We start from the raw sequence: 16971 nt of genomic DNA, 5'->3' as shown, positions 1-16971 counted from the left end.
ATGTCGCGAATGCTTTTTTGTACCTTGCGTAGCCAGCCTCCGACAAAACCACTCACCATGGTCAGGATGACTGTTTTACCACTTATGGTAGCAATGGCCCTTTCCGCTTCGGGGTGTATTCCGCGATCAGGACCGACGACAGGCGATGTTCTCAACCAGCGGAAAACCTCGACCAACCCGAACTACGCCCTTGTCGACATAGGCAAAGACATACTGACCTATGCGGGAACCCGTCCACGGGAAAGTCTTGCTGCCAAGTTTGGCGCGGGACCACGTTCAAGTGATCTGCGTATTGCTGTGGGTGACGTTGTGGCGGTCAACATCTGGGAAGCACCTCCCGGCAGCCTCTTCGGCGGAAACATCACAATGGCCGGATTCCAGCAGCCAACGGGCAGCTCCACGAGTATCCCGGCACAGACTGTCTCGGGCAATGGAACGATCGCCGTACCCTATGCGGGGCGCATCAAGGTCACCGGAAACACACCAACCCAGGTCGAACAGCAGATAACCAAGGCGCTTGAGGGCAAGGCAGTCCAGCCGCAGGCACTGGTAACCATTCAGCGCAGTACCGCCAATGCGGTAACCGTAACCGGCGAAGTTGCTTCCGGCGCAAGAATATCACTCACAGGCGCGGGTGAACGGGTGCTCGACGCCATTGCAACCGCCGGTGGTATTCGTGCTGCAGCCAGCGATAGCATGGTCGGGCTGACCCGTAACGGTGTGGTTGCACGTGTTCCCTTTGATGTCATGCTGGAAAATCCGGAAGAAAATGTCCGGCTGCGCTCGGGAGACATGATCACCGTGGTCCGTGAACCACGTACATTCCTGGTGTTTGGTGCGGCAGGCCGTAATGCGGAAATCCCGTTTGACGCGTCCCGCATAACAATGGCCGATGCGCTGGCTAAATCAGCCGGTCTGAACGATCAGCGCGCAGATGCGAGCGGTGTGTTCGTGCTGCGTTACGAGCTGGCATCCATCGCCAGACGCTTTATTCCGGAGGGTAACCCACTTCTTGGCAAGGGCGAATACATCCCTGTGGTGTACCGCTTCAATATGCGCGACACCAATGTGATGCTTTCCATGCAGCGCTTCGAAATCCAGCCTCGCGACGTGATCTATATCGCCAATGCGGCTGGTGCAGATGTGCAGAAGATCATGGCTATCTTCCAGGGCGTAAGTTCACCTGCAATCAATGCAACGTCATTCGGCATAACTGCAGGGCGCCTCTGAAACTGTTCTTGTCTATTACCGCGTACTGGAATGAGATAGCGCATGCCATCATTGCTTCACTTGCACGAGATAGCGAATTTGAAACGCCTCGATCTCGAAGCGGCCATACTGGAACTGGCGGATAGTGCCTATTTGGGTGATCACACTGCAATTGCCCGTGTGCTTGGTCGATATAAACTCTATATCGATACGCGGGACCGCGGCTTCGGATCGCATATTCTGCTCGACGGCTACTGGGAAATCTGGCTGACGCAGTTTTGCGCCCGAAACGTTCGGGCGGGCATGACGGCCATCGATGTCGGTGCAAACTTTGGCTACTACTCGGTGCTGCTGGCCGAGCTTGTCGGTGAAGCGGGAAAACTGATAGCGGTAGAGCCCAATCCACATGCGGCGGACTTTTTAAAAAGAAGTCTCGACCTGAACGGATTTACTCCTCGCAGCGACGTTATTGAAATGGTTCTCGGCGGAGCCGGTTCCAGTAACGCAAGCCTGTTTATCCGGGATCACGAACCCAAAAACGCGACGGTTGTATCCGGTGCTTTCAATGTCGAGAGCGCCAATCAACAAGGCGGTTATCTGCTTGAAATTCCCGCTGTTACCATGGACGCGCTGTGTACGCCGCTGGATCGGATTGACTTTATCAAGATCGATGCGGAAGGCGCGGAAGAAAACATCTTTTCCGCCATGGATGAGACGATAGCGCGTCACCGGCCTATGATCGTGGTGGAGTTCAACGCGGCGCGCTCAGCAAACAGCGCTCAATTCATCGAAAGGCTCACAAACATTTATGGAAAGATCCGGCGTCTCGATTTCAAAGGCTTTGCTCAACCGGTTACGGCCCACGAGTTGATGACACAGAACTATGGCCAGGATTGGCTGCTTGTGCTTTCGGACAACGAACCCGCATGAGGCCATTGGCCTTGAAGTATCACTTGAAAGGATGCCGCCTTGGTGAAAACCGTCCTCTACGATGGACTTAATCTATCCCTGCAAAAGGGAACAGGCGTTGCCACCTATACGCGTGGTTTAATTCAGACTGTCCGGAGCCTTGGCCATCAAACCGGAATTGTACACAGTGTCCAAAGCAAGTTGCCGCGCAATCCGGCTTTACGCGAAGTCGTGCTTTTTGATGACAATTCGAACAGGAAACTCGGCCCTGTTGCACTCGGTAAACGCTGGGCACGACGCCGCGTCGGTGCTCCCTTCGGTGTCACGCCAACACATGTTGAGCTGAACGGAACGGTCATCCTGAAATCCCTGCAGGGGAATGTACTGGACTCTGATTATCTTTATGCGAATAACGACCTGTTCGCCACTGCACGGCAGCACTTCAAGAATTTTGGCAAGAGCCTGCCGCTTTCATTCGATCACAGACCGGATCTTCTCCATTGCACCTATCCGATACCGATGCGCGCGAGAAAAGCCCTGAACATTTGCACGATTCATGATCTCGTGCCGTTGCGCCTGCCCTACCTGACGGAAGACAATAAACGGTATCACTACAAGATGCTGAGCCATCTGGTAAAATCCGTCGATCACGTGGTCACGGTGTCCGAAACATCCCGCCAGGATATCATCCGGTTTCTTGGCGTGGATGAAAGCCGGGTAACCAATACATATCAGGCTGTTCATGTACCGCTTGAACTGCGTGAAAAACCGCAGGATGTGGCCGCAGACGAGATTGCCGGAATATTCAATCTGGACTGGAAAAAGTACTTCCTCTTTTTCGGCGCATTCGAACCCAAGAAAAACCTTTCGCGCCTCGTCGAAGCTTACCTTTCAGCCAAGGTCGATTACCCACTGATCATTGTAGGCGCACCGGGCTGGAAGGGTGATCAAACACAACTCCTGATTGAAGATGATCGCTTTCGTTTCTTCCTTCAACAGGACAACCGGATAACGCCGGGCAGACGAATCCACCGCTTTGATTTTGTCTCCTACAATCTGCTCGTCAGCCTTGTCAGGGGCGCGCGGTCCGTCCTGTTCCCTTCCCTATACGAAGGGTTCGGCCTTCCAGTTTTGGAATCCATGCAGCTTGGCACACCTGTGTTGACTTCGACCGAGGGCTCTGTTCCGGAAATCGCCGGTGATGCAGCACTGTTGATCGATCCATATAATACTGACTCCCTGCGCAATGCCGTGCGTGCGCTTGCCAACGATCAGGACCTTTGCGACCATCTTGCAGAGCTTGGCCCGAAACAGGCTGCCCAATTTTCGCCCGAGCGCTATCAGCAGGCAATCGCTACTCTCTATGATGACCTGCTGGGGAGTTGAACAAGGGAGGCCGATGTAGAATGACGCTTTTCGTCGCCTTTGGATTACCCGGCACGATGTTTTCCTGGGGCACTGCTGCACTTGAAGCTATTGCCCGTGAAGTCTTTGGCGATTGCGATACTGTAGAAGTCGAGACGCTGCCCGAGTTGCAGGAAGCATGGCGGAACCGGACCGGCAAAGCGATGATTGTTACATCGCATTATCCGGATCAGGAGCTTTGCGCGTTCCTGATGCGAACGAGAGCCCCCTACCTTGTTTTTACCGAAGGCGTAATGGATGCGCTGAACTGGCTTTCACAAACGACGGGCACAACCGATATTCCGCTGGTGCGGGCAATGTCGGCGAGCATAGCCTGTATCTCCCAAATTCGTTCACACCCGATGATCGTGGCTGTCCAGCGGCAAAAAATGGGACCCGTACAAATACACCGCATCCTTGGTCATTTCTGCCGGACCCTTGGAATCAATCTCTCCAAAGAAGGTATCGTCCGCTGTCTTGAAAAGCTCGGCACTGATTTTTCCCGACCGAAGCCCGACCTCTCGCGCATTCCGACATTTGAAGAGTCTGCCAAAATGCTCGACGCCCATTACATGGCTCCCGGCACCGAATATGAGGGGATTTCGCCGGAAATACGGGCGATTGCGCTGGATGTGCTCAAGCCGCTTGATGGCTCGATCATGCGAACCCCGATAAGGCAAATGATCTGGCCCCTGCAGACTTTTCTGCTGGCTGATAAGGAAGGCGCAAATATAGTCAACGAAATCGAGCTTGTCGGCCGTGCACGTTGCGTCATTTATGGTCCATATTTTCATTTGCCTCCCGGCGAATGGACTGCTCGTTTTTCCCTGCGTATCGATAATGAAATATACGGCCAGATATTCACCATCGAAATCCATAATTCAGAGCTACTGAGCAAGATTCGCATACGCCCTTCTCAAACGGGATCGTTCATTGCTGAAGCGCAATTTCTGGTAGAGCGTGCCAAGGAACCGATAGAAATTCGTCTATTCACAGAAAGCGGCGCTATTGAAGGCTCGATAGCTCACTGGTCAGTTGAGCTGATTCCGGACGAAGATTCCGGGACAGATGCCCGCTTTGAGAAAGCTGATCACTATCCTGAAAAGAATGTGGCATCCGCGCTGGCAATATCAGCAGAATCGAAGGAAGCCAGCCAAGCCAGCGCTCAATAATCAATCACCACTCTATGCAATACATATTACGTCAATTAAGCACATTTAACGAATATCTTTAGCATTATTGCTCTAACTATATTGTATTCACAGTATTTATTCTGTGCGAATATAAGTTGAAGTTGCACATTCAAAGGTGAATCTCATGCGGAATTTCAACGTTATCGGTCTATTCTTGTCAGCATTGGTTGTTTCGGGGGGCGCGCATGCCGCTGATGCTGTCATTGAAAGTGCTCCCGAAGCTACCTTCGCTGATCCGGGTTTTGTCTGGACAGGTTTTTATGCGGGTGTGAATGCCGGCTACGGCTTCGGTGGTGACGACCGCGTGGGTATCCACAGTGGTGGGGATTTCATCGGTAATATCGGCAAGATCGAACAGAGCGGTTTCGTCGGTGGTGCTCAGATCGGCTATAACTACCAGATTAATAACTTTGTTCTCGGTATCGAAACAGACTTTCAGGGTGCGGGGCTGGATGACAAGACCTCTGGCGAACTCGTCGGCGTTGATCTTCGCGCCAAGTCGAGCATCGACTGGTATGGTACACTGCGTCCCCGCGTCGGTTATGCCTGGGATCGCACTCTGATCTACGGTACGGGTGGTCTTGCCTATGGCCGGGTCAAGTACAAGATTTCAGCCGATGGCGACGAGTTCCTGAATGAGAAGAAAACACGTGCAGGCTGGGTTGCCGGTGCAGGTGTTGAACATGCTTTCACCGACCATGTAACTGCCAAGCTTGAATATCAATACATCAATTTCGGTGATTACAGCGTCGAGAGCGAAGGCGTTTCAACACGGGCTTCGCCGGACTTTCATAGCATTCGCATTGGTCTGAACTACAAGTTCTGACCCTAATTAACAGCAGTACTATGATAAATTAACTCTTAACAGGAGCGGGATAACTATGGCTCTAATTAACCTCAATCTGATCAGTAATACGACACAGACAATCGATGCCGGTAGTGGTGCACAGGATGGAGATACCCTCGAACTTGGGTTGGTTTCAAATGGTACACTGATCATCGATGGCGTCGACCTGACCCTGACAAATCTTATCGGCGGCGGTGTCCTGACAAGCACCACCCTGATTCTGCAGAACGGCGCTGACCTTGTCGTTGACACTACTCTCGCGGGTGTTACGGCGGGTTCAACATTCCATTACATGATCGGCGATGGCACCAGCCTGACAATCGAGGCTGCACTTATCAGCGCCTCCCTTCTTGATGGCACCACCGTTGACTTCCTGAATGCGAATGGCAATGGACACTTCGTCTACGACTCCGGTCTTCTCAACATTGCCCTCAGCAGTCCACCGGATATTGTGAATGTTGACAATGGAGACCGCGTCACTGTCATTGGATCGGCAAGTGTCGGTCAAGTTGGCAACACGGTAACGTTTTACGGACCGTTGGGCATCTTGCAGCCGATTGCTTCCTACGACATTCCGGCTGGTGCCACTTATACTTACAGCAATGATACAGACACACTTACATTCCTTACACCTTGCTTCGTTCGCGGTACGCTTATTGCAACACCAACAGGTGAAATCGCAGTAGAGCGTCTCAAGGCCGGTGATCTGATTTCCAGCCTTAACAATGGCACTGTCGCAGTGAAATGGGTTGGCAATCGTGCCATCGACCCGAAGACTCTGGACAAGCCGCGCAATGATCTTCCGGTCCGCATTCTGGCCGGTGCCATTGCGGAAGACATGCCTTCACGTGATCTCTATGTCTCGCCAGACCATTGCATGTTCGTCAATGGATCGCTGGTACCCGCAAAGCTGCTGATCAACGGAACCACCGTCAGCCAGCCGATCACCCTCAACCCAATCGACTACTATCATGTTGAACTCGAACAGCATGATGTGATCTGGGCAAATGGTGCCATGGCAGAGACCTATCTCGATCTCGGCAACCGTCATGTATTCCTGGAGCCGGGTGTTCTGCAGTTCACCTCGCCAAAGGCATATGATGCCAAGGCTTGCTATCCGCTTGCTTACTCCGGCCCGGCTGTGGATGCAGCACGCGCAATCATCACGGAGCGCGAAGTAGAACTTGGCTACGAAACCGACGAAGCCAAGGTTTCTTAATATATCGTGGGGCGCGTTTTACTCCAGTCAACGCACCCCACGTACTTTCTTAACCTTGAATCGACCTCTACTGTGCAAAGCAGGGGTCGATTTACGCATTAGAAGTTATTCACATTCAGTATGACATCTGATCTACGGATGTTCTGGAGAAAAGTGTATGCGCAGTGCGCCAACCGTTTCGCCTTATACTATTGATCTTGATGAGAAAAATCTGAAACTCTCGCGTGAGGCATTTTCAGGCAAGCGTGTTTTTTTTGATGGCGTGTTCAAAGGCGATTACAGCCTTGCCATCGTTAACCGGCTTCTCGCGAAAGCGCTTGTAGAAGCGGGTGTCGATCTTCATTGTTATACGCCGGAATCCGACTGGCAGAGCGACGCAAGGCTCAACGCTACTCCCGAGGTTAAACGCCTGCTGTTACCCGGCTATCCATCCGAGAAATATGACATTCACCTTCGCAACACATGGCCGCCAACCACGCGCGACATGATTGGCCGTTTCAATGCCTATGTGAATTTTGCCTGGGAAGAACTGGAAGTTCCCCAATATCTCATTGAACGTTTCAACCGCGATCTCGATTTGGTTATGGTGACAGCAAATTTTGTAAAACAGGCCTTCGTTCAGTCTGGCCTGACCATTCCTGTTGAGGTCGTTGGCAATGGTACGGACCATGTTGCACCCGATGCAGGGCTCGGCACTCCCTCACCCGTGCCCTCGACCGGGAAAAAGCGCATCCTGCATGTCTCTTCCTGTTTTCCGCGCAAAGGTATCGATGCGCTTGTCGACGCGTTTACGCAAACGTTCAAGAGAGACGAACAGGTTGAGCTTGTCATCAAGACATTTCCAAACCCTGACAACATCCTCTCCTCGGTCATGGACAAATTCAGTGAGCGGTTGCCCGACGCAGCTCCGATTACGATTATCGACGATCTGTATACTTCCGAACAAATGCTGGCACTCTACCGTACAGCCTCTCTCGTTGCTGCACCAAGCAAAGGAGAAGGTTTCGGCCTGCCTCTCGCAGAGGCAATGCGGCTCGATATTCCGGTAGTAACGACTGCCTACAGCGGACAGCTGGATTTCTGCACGCCAGAGACCGCATGGATGGTGGACTATCACATGGCTCCTTCACAGACCCATGTTTCCGGGACGCTGAGCCTTTGGGCCGAGCCTTCTGTTGAGCATCTCGGAGCGCAGATGCGTGCAGCGCTCACGAACAGCGAGGTAGCCCAGTCGCGAAGCAGGGCTGCGCAGCGGCTTCTGGCCGATCACCTGAGCTGGGGTTCCGTCGCGCGCCGTGTGCTCACATCAATTACCAAGACCAGAAAGACCGCAGCGGCCGCAGCACGCAAACCATGGAGCCTTGACCTTGTTTCGTCCTGGCATCAGCAATGCGGTATCGCTACCTATTCCGAGCACCTCTATTCGACTCCAGCGTTTACCGGCAGGTTTTCACACATCTATGCAAGGCGTCTGCTGAACGACGAGTTGCCAGCTTCCGCACAGGCGAAGCTTACTCACATACCGGACCTTGTTTCCCGTTCGTGGGGCTATGACCTGACATCACTCACAAGGTTCGTCTCCGAAATCGAAAGTGCACGCGGCGATGTGCTGTGGATACAACATCATCCGGGGCATTTCTCCACGCCGGATATGGAGCTTGTAAACAACACGCTTGCGAAGACCCGCCACAAGCTGCGTGTCATCACCATGCACAGCGTCAAGGAAATCCTTCGGCACGGTCATCTTGAGTGGACCAAACTTTTCGATATTGTGTTCGTGCACTCCGCCGAGGATGCGGGCCTGCTGGCAAAGGCCGGGCATCCCAATCCCGTGGTCATGCCACACGGTGTAATTCCCATACCGGAAGAGAACATCCGCCCGGACCCATCGGTCTTTACCATAGGGTCGTTCGGATTTCTGACGCGGCACAAGAATATCGACCTGCTTGTGCAAGCCTTTGCGCGAGCGCGGGTCTTCGAACCACGGCTGCGTCTGAAGCTTCTCAACTGCATGCTTCCAAACGATGAATCGCAGGAAGTCCGGGTCGTTGTTGAAAACCTGTTTTCCCATTTCGATCTGCACGATGTAGCTTCTGCGCGATTTGACTTTGTTGAACAGGACGAGTTGGCCCGCGAATTGGCACAATCCGATTTACTGGCATTTCTCTACGGTCCCTCGAATGAAACGGCGACAGGTGCAGCCCGCATTGCAATGAGTGCAGACCGGCCGTTGCTGTGCTCGCGCTCTCCGGTGCTGCGCGATATGTGGCCGATAAGCCATGTCGTTCGTTCCGTGGACATTGATTGCGTTGCCGAAGCCTTGATCAGTCTTGCGCAAAATCCCGTTCTGCTCGGGCTACGCGATCCTGACAGGCGTCAGGCTGTACAATGGAATTCCTACCCGCGTGTGGCGGCGAGACATGCCGCACTTATCGAACAGATGCTGGATCAGAAACATGACAATCGCCGAGCTGCATAAAATCCCGCTTCAAGCCGTGCCCAAGGATGTTTTTTCCCTTTCCGGCGAAGCATTTGTGGAAGCATGGGCAGCTGCTTTCAACCTCTCTTCTGGTGAACTCAGCGACGAAGAAAGGCAAAACCTCGTGAAAGCCATCCGTAATGGTACGAACCGCCTCAAGATCGTTGACGCTTTACGCGCCGCTTCGTCGGAAGGTGGAGGAAAGCCAGTCGACTATGAGGCGCAGGTCCTGCGCCGCACCCCGGACCAGTTTGCCATTATCGAAAGCTTCACCCGTTTTGCGCCGGACAATAACGTAGCCTTCCTGCGCTATACATTTGACAAGATATGCGGCCGCGATCCTACCGACAAGGAACGGCTCACCATGGAGTTCGATCTGCGTCGCAATGTGACCACGCGCGAAGATATCGTCAAACGGGTTGTCTCCATTGCACGCCGCGACGGGCAAATTTCTCTCTGGGACACACTGGAGCAACCCGCGACCCAAGACCCGGGTAACAAGCCTGTCGACCCAAGCTCCGCCCGCACCCTGCCGGCAGGACTATCCTATGACATGGATGGCAACCAGACATTGATCTTCGTACGCGAAGTGACTGGCGAAGGCTGGATGATAGGTCCTGACCTGCTTCACCAGCCGGTTAATGTCGTCGATGGCGGGTGGAGTGTTTCGCCCGGTTGGCTGATCACCGGACCAAAGCGCAGCCTGGAAGCCGGTACCTGGATGGTCCGGATCGATCTTGTGCAGGACCCTGCGGCGAAGATTGCGGTACAGATCAGTGCCAACTCCGGTCTGGACACCTTGCAGGAGCTTATCATTGCCGGATCATTTATCGGGAATCTCTGCGTCGATATCCGCAATGAGCACAGGTTCGTGGAACTCCGGCTCAAAATTCTTGAAACACCTGATACAAAGCCATGGATCAAGCTGCGTGATGTCTCAATGATCCGCAGCAAGCAGCGGGTTGAGAACACATGATCAAGCTGCCTTTCTCAGAACGCACACGACGTATGGCGGTGCAACTGGCGGCAGTGGCTGACAGTTCGACCAGCCCCAGAAATATTTCCCTGCAGGCGGATGCAGCCCGCGACAAGGGTAATTGGGCGAACGCCGCAGAGCTTTATACAAAAGCCATTGCCGCCGATCCGGCACGCACAGGATTGCTTGTGCAATTGGGCCATGCCGAAAAGGAACTCGGCAATTATGATCGTGCCGAAACCGCTTACCGGAAATTTGTCGGCATGAACCCTGACAATGCGGACGTCCACCTGCAGCTTGGACATCTGTTCAGCCGGATGGGCGAGTCCGGGAAAGCTCTTGAATGGTACGAGAAAGGTCTAAAACTCGCTCCTGCCGATGCGGAATTGATCCGCCACGCAAATATCGCCCGCAACAGATCCGGCAAACCGGGCGTTGAACTCAAGCGCCGTGAGGCCATGAAGCTTGTCGAAGAGCAGAACTGGTCCTGCGCGCGGCAACTTTTGCGCGAACTTGTTACCGAAGACAATGAGCGGGATATGATCGCCGTATATGCAAACATCACCAAGGAAGATGGTGATTTTGATGAAGCGAAGAAACTATACGGCGAGTATCGTGAATATGCGGAAGCATTTGATCAAAACAGCCTTGAGGACGTAGAGCTTCAGCTTGGGCATCTGCATAAACTCGCGGGCGATTACAAAACAGCGCTGTCGCACTATATTCTGGCGCGCGATATAAGAGCCAAAAGGTCTGGTTATATCGACCAGACCAGTTCCATCGAAAAAGAGATTCAAACCTGCATCAGGGAAATCTATACCTGCTTTGCCCAGCCTGCTTGAGCAGGCTCAGCTGCCATGGTCGCGGATAGCAGTCAAAAGCAGCCAGCCAAGCAAATATCCGATGGAAGTGACCAAAAATACAATCGCAATATTCTTCAAGGCGAGCGGCAATTCAGCTTGATCCGGCAAATTGGGTGAGACGACCACTTCCAGATAAAGCTGTTGTCGGCGCGCATCCGCACGGGCAGTTTTTAAAGAATCCAGCGCAGACAATAATGCTTTGTTGGAAAACTCCCTTTGCAGCATCAGCGCTTCATAATCTGCAATTCTCGGCGCAATCGAGCCGTCTGTTCCCGCCACTTTGCTCCGCTCCATGGCCAGCTGCTTTTCCAGTGCGTCAATGCGGCTGGTCATGAAAGGGATCGCACTTGAATCCGGGGCCGTGGATCTCGTCTCCGCAAGGTTTGCGCGGGAAACGGCCAGTTCGGAACTGATGCGGCTCATGAGTTCGACCATGGATACCGAATTCAGTTTGGGATCGATCATCAGCTCTTTGTTGCGGAAGAGCGTTATGTTTTTCTGGGCTTCGATCATCCGATGCTCGGCACCTTCGACCTCCGTCGTGGCAAAGCGGACGGCATCTCCCCTCGCCCGCTCATTCATCTTGATCAGACGCGCATTACCCACGTCCAGCAATTTCTGGTTGAGAGTAAGTGCATCCTTAGCCAGAAATGCGGAGGTGCGTAGCACGGTTATGCCTGTTGTGTCGTTGTGCACAATCTGAACGCGCTTGCTATAATAGCGGAAAAGCTCCTCAAAGCGTCCGCTTTCCCAAGGGGCCGGAAAGCGCGCCAATACATCGCCATGGCTGCTGTCGTAATAGTTTCGCAGCGGCAGGGCATCCTGCACCACAGTCAGAGCGTCCCGGGAGCGGATGTACTCCTGAACGGAGAACGTATCATCCTGTGATCGCGTGATACCGCTATTCTGCAGCATGGAACCAAAGCTTGATGAAGATGGTGGTGCAGCCATCCGAACCACAAAAGCCGACTCAGATACAAACATCGGTGACGCAACGAAAATATAATAGAGGCTCACCAGCAAAGTCGGCAGGCCAATGAAAAGGGCAGCGAGCAACCGCTGTACAAATTTCGGCCGCGAGTACGCGGGCCGCGGCGCCGTTGCCGGTGTAAACAAACCTGGAGCAAGACTATTTATGGCACTCATCCCTTCATGCATTCGATCAGGCACAATAGTATATTTTAAATATTATTGTGTCATTAAAACCAATCTATAGTTAATAGATAAAGTTTCTTCTTAACTTCTATTGCACAATACTTTATTTCGCATATAATCGTCAATGAACTCCTCTTGTTGTTACCAAGGAGACTGAATGGACGCTGTATCGGCAAAACCTGCGAAGACCACCATCCTGACTGGCATACGCGTTCAGTTGCGGGTCCTCGGCGCCCTGATAATGCGCGAGATGATCACGCGTTATGGTCGCGAGAATGTCGGCTTCCTTTGGCTCATTCTTGAACCGATGATCCTGACCGTCGGCGTTATGACCATGTGGACACTGATGAAGCACGAGTCGCATGGTCTCGGCATCATCGCCTTCGTTTTGAGCGGGTACATGCCCCTGACGCTTTGGCGCCATATCTCTTCCCAGCTGGTTTCCTGCCTGAAGCACAACCTGCCGTTGATGTATCATCGTCAAATACGCATGGCCGATACGCTCATGGCGCGCGCCTTGCTGGAACTTGGCGGCACGACACTTGCTCTGGTCATCGTCTACACCGGAACGCGCTTTGCCGATCTCATGGAGCCCTATCACGATCTCGGACTGGTCATGGCAGGCTGGTTCTTCATGGCCTGGTTCGCATTCGGTGTAGGCCTGATACTGGCGGCTCTGGCCGAATTCTTCGAATTCGTCGAAAAGCTCATTGCTCCGCTGCAATATCTGACCCTGCCAATTTCGGGCATGTTCTTCATGGTTTCGTGGCTGCCTTCCGACATACAGAAACTGGCTCTCTATGTGCCGCTCGTGCATTGCTTCGAGATGTTCCGTTCCGGTACGTTCGGCGATACGATCGTCGCCCACTACGATATTTCGTATGTTCTCGCCTGTTGCCTGATCACCACGGCCATAGGTCTTTATCTGATCGAACGTGTGCGCGACCACATCAAGTTCGAGTAGACTTTTTTGCCCGGCCTGTAGCGTGTTCAACTGCATCCCATCTCCTACAATGACGCGTAGATATCGAAGGCAAATTTCACATCATTGAACACCTTGCCCCGCCCGTTCTTGAGCACAAGCGCCGATGCACAATGTTCTGCAATGATATCAAGGCTGTGACCAACGATGATCATTGCGCGATCCCGCCGCTTCACAAACAACTCTTCAAAGGACTTGCGCTGGAATCGCTGATCGCCCACCGCGACAACCTCGTCGATCAGGTAACAATCGAAATCGATTGCAAGAGATAGCCCGAATGCCAGACGTGCACGCATACCTGAAGAATAGGTCTTGATGGGCATGCGCAGATATTTTCCCAGATCGCTGAACGTCTCGACACAATCCCGAATTTCATCGACAGGCCTGTTGTAGACACGCGACAGAAACCGCATACAGTCTATACCAGTCATGGACCCGCCAAATCCGCCACTTAACGCGATGGGCCAGGACAAGGACATTGTTCGGGTGATCTCACCCGAGGTTGGAGGCTCCATCCCCGCAATGAGCCTCACCAGCGTCGATTTCCCTGCACCATTGTGACCGAGAACGGCAATTTTCTCACCCGCCTTTACCTCGAAACTTATGTCGTCAAGCACACGGCGGGTGCCGCCATTCATAGGGTATTCCTTGCTGACATTGCGTACCGACACAGCGCCGGTTTTGGCAGGCCTGTCGCTAACCCAGGAGGTCGGAAGACCACCATTTCCACCACCCTGAAACGTGATTGTGCCGTCTGTATTCATGTCTCTGAATGATCGTAAATCTGGTTGCGGAAAAAGCGGGCAATCCAGAAGACTGCAAAACAAAGGGCAAATATCATCAGGATCGATTTTATCCGCTTCGGGTACATGGCATAATCAGGGCGATTGGGATTGACGATGCGTTCGAGGTAAAGCTGCTGCCTCTGCGCTTCAAGTTTGGCATTTTCAAGCGACGTGGCAGATGACTCCAGCATCCGCATCCCAAGCTCGCGCTGCAGCAGCAACTGCTCGTATTCGGCAATCAGCGGGGCCATGGAAGCATCGTCGCCGACAATCCTTGCACGCTCCTCAATGATCTGCTGTTCCTTGGCATCAATGGTACTGCGCATGGATTGTATCTGCGGGCTCTGCGGTGTTTGTTCTATCAACGAAGCCAGCTGAGCCTTGTTCTGCGCAACATCATCGGACAGTTTTGCTATCATCTCGAACATGCTGGCGGATTGCTTGCTTGGATCAACCATCGCAACCTTGTTGCGGAAGTCGGTCAGAGATTTTTGCAGGTCGCGGAGGCGCTTCTCGCTATCTGCAACCTCGATCCGGGCGAAGCGCACGGCATCCTGACGCGCCCGATCATTGAGCCGGTTAATAAGCATCTCAGCGCGATCAAGAAGCGCCTGCGCCAAAGTCTGCGCATCCTCAGGACGGAATGCACGGACCCGCAAGGTCGTCACCCCTCCACCAGAATCTGTTTCTATCGTTACGAAATCGAGATAATGCTGATAAAGGGCTTCGCCGGTCGGCTTGCCCCAAGGCGCCGGAAAGCGGGTGAGAAAATCGGCCTCGGGCCGGGAAAGTATTTCCCGCAATCCACCATGCTCGGCCATGTCGCCCGCTGCAGCCCGCGATTCAATAAATTCCATGACAACGTAGCTGTCATCCTGAGCCCGCACAAAGCCCGTGCTTTGAAGGAAGCCACTCAACAAGCCTGCCGCATTCCTGTTGGGACTGCGCACGACGAACCGTGTTTCGGATAGGTATTGATCCGATGCGATAGCACCATAATAAACAGTGGCAAGACCCGTCGGCAGCGCGACCACGATCAGAACGAGAAGATGGTTTCGAATCCAGAAAAGTGCGCGGTCCAAGAAAGATTTCTTCTCAGGCAAGACATTCCCGGCATGAATGTCCACCAACGTCAGATAGTCGGTAAACTCATCATTTGTACTAACGCGCGTCATGCTGCGTAGAACCGCCGTCTAGAGGAAATGCAAGCCAAATTACGCTCCAATATTTGCACTAAAGAAGTGCGTTATCGGTACTAAACCCAAGTGCAGCATATAATGAAAAAACCTTAGTCGCAATTATAAACCACTGTAAATATTGGTATAAAGATTATTAAGTAAATAAATTTCAGAATAGAAACCATAATAAATAATTTTAATGGGTAATTGGCGTTTTTTTACTTGTTCTGGCGTAATTAGTATGGCGGACGATGTTTGCCAATGAAATAACTACCTGAAAATGCATCAGTTTTATGCTCTGAGTAGAGTTTTTTGACCAGAGTATGCGTTGTAAAGGGGCTTGAAGACCAGTGGGGCATAGAATCGGACGCCATGAATCCGACCAGTTGGGTATGATCGTTTCATTCCCGGAACGCACTGACCCCATAGTGCCTGCACAAAAGCCTCTAATTCTTCTTCTCCAAGGCCCCGTCGGCCCCTTTTTTCGCATCCTCTCCACCGAGCTTGAAGCGGAGGGCTACGACGTTCTCAAGGTAAACTTCAACGGGGGCGACTGGTCCTATTTCCGTGGACCGCAAACGCTGCATTTTTCAGGTACAACCGACGCGTGGTCCGACTGGCTGAGCGCTTTTATCCGTGGCAGGAAACCGGAGACGATTGTTCTTTTCGGCGATAGCCGCCCCTATCATCGTCAGGCCATCAAGGTGGCACAACAAGCCGGCATCCCTGTAGCTTCATTCGAAGAAGGTTATGTCCGCCCCAATTTCGTTACTCTCGAGTGGGGTGGCAACAATGCCATGTCGCCCTTACGTATGAACAAACCCCATCTGCATGCGCGCGGGCCTGCCGTGCCACCTGAGCAGGTAAAGGGTAATCTTTTCCGGGCGATGACTTTCCTTGCCATTCGATACTATCTGGCGAAAACAGCCGGCGCTGTATTCTTCCGCGGGAACACACACCATCGCAGCCGGGGCATCATTTCCGAATCCGTTTTGTGGACGCGAAACTTCTATCGGAAGCTGCGTTATTATCCGGCAAACAATGAGTTGATGCTTAATCTCATCGAGAACCTTGAGGATCAGTATTTTGTCGTTGCGCTTCAGGTGCACGATGACCAGCAACTGCTTCGGCATGGCCGCGGCTGGACCATGGAAAAGCTGATTACCGAAAGCTTGCGCTCTTTTGAGCGTCATGCAGCGGGCAACCATCATCTCGTTATCAAGATTCACCCGATGGATCGCGGCCATAAAAGTTACCGGCCGTTTGCTATGGCTCTCGCCCGCATTGCCGGTTGCGAAGACCGAGTTCACATTGTCGATGATGGTTCGATCGGCCTGCTCATCCGCCACTCGCTCGGGTTGGTAACAGTCAACAGCACTTCAGGCCTGCTCGCATTAAACCATGGCAAACCACTGCTCACTTTGGGTGACGCGGTCTATAGCGGACAGGGGCTATCAGCCATTCAAGGTGCACAACAGGGCGCTGCTGCCAACAGTCTGGACGCATTCTGGGCATCGCCGGTTGCACCGGACAAGGCAGCAGTCAAAGCTTTCAATTCAAGAATGCACGATGAAAGTCTTGTAAATGGGAGCTTCTATCTCCGCAATTTGCTGGAGGCCACTGCCAAGCGAGTTGTGAAGCGTATCCAGCTCGAACTGAAAATCGTTCCCCTCGATGAAGCTTCTGTTCTTGTAAATCGACCTTCTGCCACATGTGAGAAGGCCGCGCAGAAGGCCAATACTTCGCTTTCGGCAGATAGGGTGAATTGATGC

General features: G+C 52.8%; 14 protein-coding genes. 11 read left to right on the top strand and 3 right to left on the bottom strand.

The genetic code is table 11. The features are described from left to right. The 9 genes from ABKW30_RS24220 (at position 1) to ABKW30_RS24180 (ending at position 11078) form a co-directional block, all read left to right on the top strand. Complete coding sequence (locus ABKW30_RS24220; RefSeq protein WP_348601506.1) at positions 1-1230, top strand: polysaccharide biosynthesis/export family protein; 1230 nt, start codon at positions 1-3, stop codon at positions 1228-1230. Between the two features lie 42 nt (positions 1231-1272). Next, positions 1273-2139, top strand: a complete 867-nt coding sequence (locus tag ABKW30_RS24215; RefSeq protein ID WP_348601504.1) for an FkbM family methyltransferase — start codon at positions 1273-1275, stop codon at positions 2137-2139. A gap of 42 nt (positions 2140-2181) precedes the next feature. Further along, positions 2182-3504 carry a glycosyltransferase family 1 protein gene (locus ABKW30_RS24210; protein ID WP_348601551.1) on the top strand — a complete coding sequence of 441 codons (1323 nt, stop codon included), beginning with the start codon at positions 2182-2184 and terminating at the stop codon, positions 3502-3504. Between the two features lie 20 nt (positions 3505-3524). Then, positions 3525-4694, top strand: coding sequence for a hypothetical protein (locus tag ABKW30_RS24205; protein WP_348601503.1), 1170 nt, complete (start codon positions 3525-3527; stop codon positions 4692-4694). 145 nt (positions 4695-4839) lie between these two features. Beyond that, a complete protein-coding gene (locus ABKW30_RS24200) occupies positions 4840-5541 on the top strand; it encodes an outer membrane protein (protein ID WP_348601502.1) in 702 nt (233 codons plus the stop codon). A 55-nt stretch (positions 5542-5596) separates the two neighbouring features. Further along, on the top strand, positions 5597-6781 hold the full coding sequence (locus tag ABKW30_RS24195; protein WP_348601501.1) for a Hint domain-containing protein: 1185 nt from the start codon (positions 5597-5599) through the stop codon (positions 6779-6781). Between the two features lie 157 nt (positions 6782-6938). Beyond that, complete coding sequence (locus ABKW30_RS24190) at positions 6939-9260, top strand: glycosyltransferase (protein ID WP_348601500.1); 2322 nt, start codon at positions 6939-6941, stop codon at positions 9258-9260. Beyond that, positions 9238-10236, top strand: coding sequence for a hypothetical protein (locus tag ABKW30_RS24185; RefSeq protein WP_348601499.1), 999 nt, complete (start codon positions 9238-9240; stop codon positions 10234-10236). Before ABKW30_RS24190 ends, ABKW30_RS24185 begins: the two co-directional genes overlap by 23 nt. Then, positions 10233-11078 (top strand): tetratricopeptide repeat protein, encoded by an 846-nt coding sequence (locus ABKW30_RS24180; protein WP_348601498.1) that lies wholly within the window; start codon positions 10233-10235, stop codon positions 11076-11078. The genes ABKW30_RS24185 and ABKW30_RS24180 overlap by 4 nt, the downstream gene beginning before the upstream one ends. 6 nt (positions 11079-11084) lie before the next feature. Here ABKW30_RS24180 and ABKW30_RS24175 read toward each other — a convergent pair whose 3' ends face one another. Next, positions 11085-12245, bottom strand: a complete 1161-nt coding sequence (locus tag ABKW30_RS24175) for a capsule biosynthesis protein (protein ID WP_348601497.1) — start codon at positions 12243-12245, stop codon at positions 11085-11087. Between the two features lie 166 nt (positions 12246-12411). Here ABKW30_RS24175 and ABKW30_RS24170 point away from each other — a divergent pair, with 166 nt between their 5' ends. Continuing rightward, the gene (locus ABKW30_RS24170) at positions 12412-13218 is read left to right on the top strand and encodes an ABC transporter permease (protein ID WP_348601496.1); all 807 of its coding nucleotides are present in this window, start codon (positions 12412-12414) and stop codon (positions 13216-13218) included. Between the two features lie 44 nt (positions 13219-13262). Here the strand turns inward: ABKW30_RS24170 and ABKW30_RS24165 are convergent, their stop codons facing one another. Both ABKW30_RS24165 and ABKW30_RS24160 read right to left on the bottom strand, forming a co-directional pair. Then, complete coding sequence (locus ABKW30_RS24165; protein ID WP_348601495.1) at positions 13263-14000, bottom strand: ABC transporter ATP-binding protein; 738 nt, start codon at positions 13998-14000, stop codon at positions 13263-13265. Further along, entirely contained in the window at positions 13997-15196 is a 1200-nt protein-coding gene (locus ABKW30_RS24160) for a capsule biosynthesis protein (RefSeq protein ID WP_348601494.1), read from the bottom strand. Before ABKW30_RS24160 ends, ABKW30_RS24165 begins: the two co-directional genes overlap by 4 nt. A gap of 395 nt (positions 15197-15591) precedes the next feature. On the opposite strand from ABKW30_RS24160, the gene ABKW30_RS24155 reads away from it, so the two are divergent. Next, positions 15592-16968 (top strand): capsular biosynthesis protein, encoded by a 1377-nt coding sequence (locus ABKW30_RS24155; protein ID WP_348601493.1) that lies wholly within the window; start codon positions 15592-15594, stop codon positions 16966-16968. The last annotated feature ends 3 nt before the right edge of the window (positions 16969-16971 follow it).

This window comes from Phyllobacterium sp. SB3, from assembly GCF_040009165.1.
Lineage (GTDB): Bacteria > Pseudomonadota > Alphaproteobacteria > Rhizobiales > Rhizobiaceae > Phyllobacterium.
The sequence above is the reverse complement of the archived record's forward strand: the minus strand, read 5'-3'. Positions and strand labels throughout refer to the sequence as shown.